The organism is Pseudomonas sp. REP124, from assembly GCF_020164475.1.
In the GTDB taxonomy this organism is placed as follows: domain Bacteria; phylum Pseudomonadota; class Gammaproteobacteria; order Pseudomonadales; family Pseudomonadaceae; genus Aquipseudomonas.
The window spans coordinates 1-3,593 of the sequence record NZ_JAIQWX010000265.1 but is presented as its reverse complement, the minus strand read 5'-3'; the positions used below and the strand labels follow the sequence as shown (position 1 = coordinate 3,593).

General features: G+C 51.2%; 2 tRNA genes and 2 rRNA genes. All 4 read right to left on the bottom strand.

The annotated features are described in order from the left end of the window. Positions 1-23: 23 nt before the first annotated feature. The 4 genes from rrf to K9857_RS29975 all read right to left on the bottom strand — a co-directional run bounded on the left by rrf (position 24) and on the right by K9857_RS29975 (position 3,586). A 5S ribosomal RNA gene (gene rrf, locus K9857_RS29990) occupies positions 24-139 on the bottom strand. 139 nt (positions 140-278) lie between these two features. Then, positions 279-3,170: ribosomal RNA gene (locus K9857_RS29985) — 23S ribosomal RNA — on the bottom strand. Positions 3,171-3,403: 233 nt separating this feature from the next. Continuing rightward, positions 3,404-3,479, bottom strand: a tRNA-Ala gene (locus tag K9857_RS29980). Positions 3,480-3,509: 30 nt separating this feature from the next. Continuing rightward, a tRNA-Ile gene (locus tag K9857_RS29975) sits at positions 3,510-3,586 on the bottom strand. Positions 3,587-3,593: the final 7 nt, after the last annotated feature.

Genomic DNA, 3,593 nt, shown 5'->3' with positions numbered 1-3,593 from the left:
GCAATTGGGGTTTCGGAATTTAATCTTGACGATGACCTACTCTCACATGGGGAAACCCCACACTACCATCGGCGATGCATCGTTTCACTGCTGAGTTCGGGATGGGATCAGGTGGTTCCAATGCTCTATGGTCGTCAAGAAATTCTTGAGCTGTAGCGTCTTTCGACGTTGCAGCGAATCGGGTATGTGATGTTTGTGGGTTGCTCTCGAACTTTCGGTTCGTTTCGTCTTCACCACACCGCAATCTGGCCTTTCGACGCAAATTGCTTGGGTGTTATATGGTCAAGCCTCACGGGCAATTAGTATCGGTTAGCTCAACGCCTCACAGCGCTTACACACCCGACCTATCAACGTCGTAGTCTTCGACGGCCCTTCAGGGAACTCAAGGTTCCAGTGAGATCTCATCTTGAGGCAAGTTTCCCGCTTAGATGCTTTCAGCGGTTATCTTTTCCGAACATAGCTACCCGGCAATGCCACTGGCGTGACAACCGGAACACCAGAGGTTCGTCCACTCCGGTCCTCTCGTACTAGGAGCAGCCCCTCTCAAATCTCAAACGTCCACGGCAGATAGGGACCGAACTGTCTCACGACGTTCTAAACCCAGCTCGCGTACCACTTTAAATGGCGAACAGCCATACCCTTGGGACCGGCTTCAGCCCCAGGATGTGATGAGCCGACATCGAGGTGCCAAACACCGCCGTCGATATGAACTCTTGGGCGGTATCAGCCTGTTATCCCCGGAGTACCTTTTATCCGTTGAGCGATGGCCCTTCCATACAGAACCACCGGATCACTAAGACCTACTTTCGTACCTGCTCGACGTGTCTGTCTCGCAGTCAAGCGCGCTTTTGCCTTTATACTCTACGACCGATTTCCGACCGGTCTGAGCGCACCTTCGTACTCCTCCGTTACTCTTTAGGAGGAGACCGCCCCAGTCAAACTACCCACCATACACTGTCCTCGATCCGGATAACGGACCTGAGTTAGAACCTCAAAGTTGCCAGGGTGGTATTTCAAGGATGGCTCCACGCAGACTGGCGTCCACGCTTCAAAGCCTCCCACCTATCCTACACAAGCAAATTCAAAGTCCAGTGCAAAGCTATAGTAAAGGTTCACGGGGTCTTTCCGTCTAGCCGCGGATACACTGCATCTTCACAGCGATTTCAATTTCACTGAGTCTCGGGTGGAGACAGCGCCGCCATCGTTACGCCATTCGTGCAGGTCGGAACTTACCCGACAAGGAATTTCGCTACCTTAGGACCGTTATAGTTACGGCCGCCGTTTACCGGGGCTTCGATCAAGAGCTTCGCGTTAGCTAACCCCATCAATTAACCTTCCGGCACCGGGCAGGCGTCACACCCTATACGTCCACTTTCGTGTTTGCAGAGTGCTGTGTTTTTAATAAACAGTCGCAGCGGCCTGGTATCTTCGACCGGCGTGGGCTTACGCAGCAAGTGCTTCACCCTCACCGGCGCACCTTCTCCCGAAGTTACGGTGCCATTTTGCCTAGTTCCTTCACCCGAGTTCTCTCAAGCGCCTTGGTATTCTCTACCCAACCACCTGTGTCGGTTTGGGGTACGGTTCCTGGTTATCTGAAGCTTAGAAGCTTTTCTTGGAAGCATGGCATCAACCACTTCGTCACCCAAAGGGTAACTCGTCATCAGCTCTCGGCCTTAAGATCCCGGATTTACCTAAGATCTCAGCCTACCACCTTAAACTTGGACAACCAACGCCAAGCTGGCCTAGCCTTCTCCGTCCCTCCATCGCAATAACCAGAAGTACAGGAATATTAACCTGTTTTCCATCGACTACGCTTTTCAGCCTCGCCTTAGGGACCGACTAACCCTGCGTCGATTAACGTTGCGCAGGAAACCTTGGTCTTTCGGCGTGGGTGTTTTTCACACCCATTGTCGTTACTCATGTCAGCATTCGCACTTCTGATACCTCCAGCAAGCTTCTCAACTCACCTTCACAGGCTTACAGAACGCTCCTCTACCGCATCACCTAAGTGATACCCGTAGCTTCGGTGTATGGTTTGAGCCCCGTTACATCTTCCGCGCAGGCCGACTCGACTAGTGAGCTATTACGCTTTCTTTAAAGGGTGGCTGCTTCTAAGCCAACCTCCTAGCTGTCTAAGCCTTCCCACATCGTTTCCCACTTAACCATAACTTTGGGACCTTAGCTGACGGTCTGGGTTGTTTCCCTTTTCACGACGGACGTTAGCACCCGCCGTGTGTCTCCCATGCTCGGCACTTGTAGGTATTCGGAGTTTGCATCGGTTTGGTAAGTCGGGATGACCCCCTAGCCGAAACAGTGCTCTACCCCCTACAGTGATACATGAGGCGCTACCTAAATAGCTTTCGAGGAGAACCAGCTATCTCCGAGCTTGATTAGCCTTTCACTCCGATCCACAGGTCATCCGCTAACTTTTCAACGGTAGTCGGTTCGGTCCTCCAGTCAGTGTTACCTAACCTTCAACCTGCCCATGGATAGATCGCCCGGTTTCGGGTCTATACCCAGCGACTAAACGCCCTATTAAGACTCGCTTTCGCTACGCCTCCCCTATTCGGTTAAGCTCGCCACTGAATATAAGTCGCTGACCCATTATACAAAAGGTACGCAGTCACCTAACAAAGTAGGCTCCCACTGCTTGTACGCATACGGTTTCAGGATCTATTTCACTCCCCTCTCCGGGGTTCTTTTCGCCTTTCCCTCACGGTACTAGTTCACTATCGGTCAGTCAGTAGTATTTAGCCTTGGAGGATGGTCCCCCCATATTCAGACAAAGTTTCTCGTGCTCCGTCCTACTCGATTTCATGACTAAGAGACTTTCGCGTACAGGGCTATCACCCACTATGGCCGCACTTTCCAGAGCGTTCCGCTAATCTCAAAGCCACTTAAGGGCTAGTCCCCGTTCGCTCGCCACTACTAAGGGAATCTCGGTTGATTTCTTTTCCTCAGGGTACTTAGATGTTTCAGTTCCCCTGGTTCGCCTCTTAAGCCTATGTATTCAGCTTAAGATAACCATCTTATGATGGCTGGGTTCCCCCATTCAGACATCTCCGGATCAAAGTCTGTTTGCCGACTCCCCGAAGCTTTTCGCAGGCTACCACGTCTTTCATCGCCTCTGACTGCCAAGGCATCCACCGTATGCGCTTCTTCACTTGACCATATAACCCCAAGCAATCTGGTTATACTGTGAAGACGACATTCGCCGAAAATTCGCGATTAAACTCACAAATTTTACCTTAGCCTGATCCGTTACCAGTGAAAGTAACGTCCAGTCTATCTTTCTATCACATACCCAAATTTTTAAAGAACGAACTAGTCAAAGACTAGAAATCAACATTCATCATCGATTCGATGGAATGCTCATTTCTAAGCTTTACTTCAGAAGCAGTAGTGGTGGAGCCAAGCGGGATCGAACCGCTGACCTCCTGCGTGCAAGGCAGGCGCTCTCCCAGCTGAGCTATGGCCCCGTATTTCTACAGGCGTTTCCCACACAAAATTGGTGGGTCTGGGCAGATTCGAACTGCCGACCTCACCCTTATCAGGGGTGCGCTCTAACCAACTGAGCTACAGACCCAATTTCG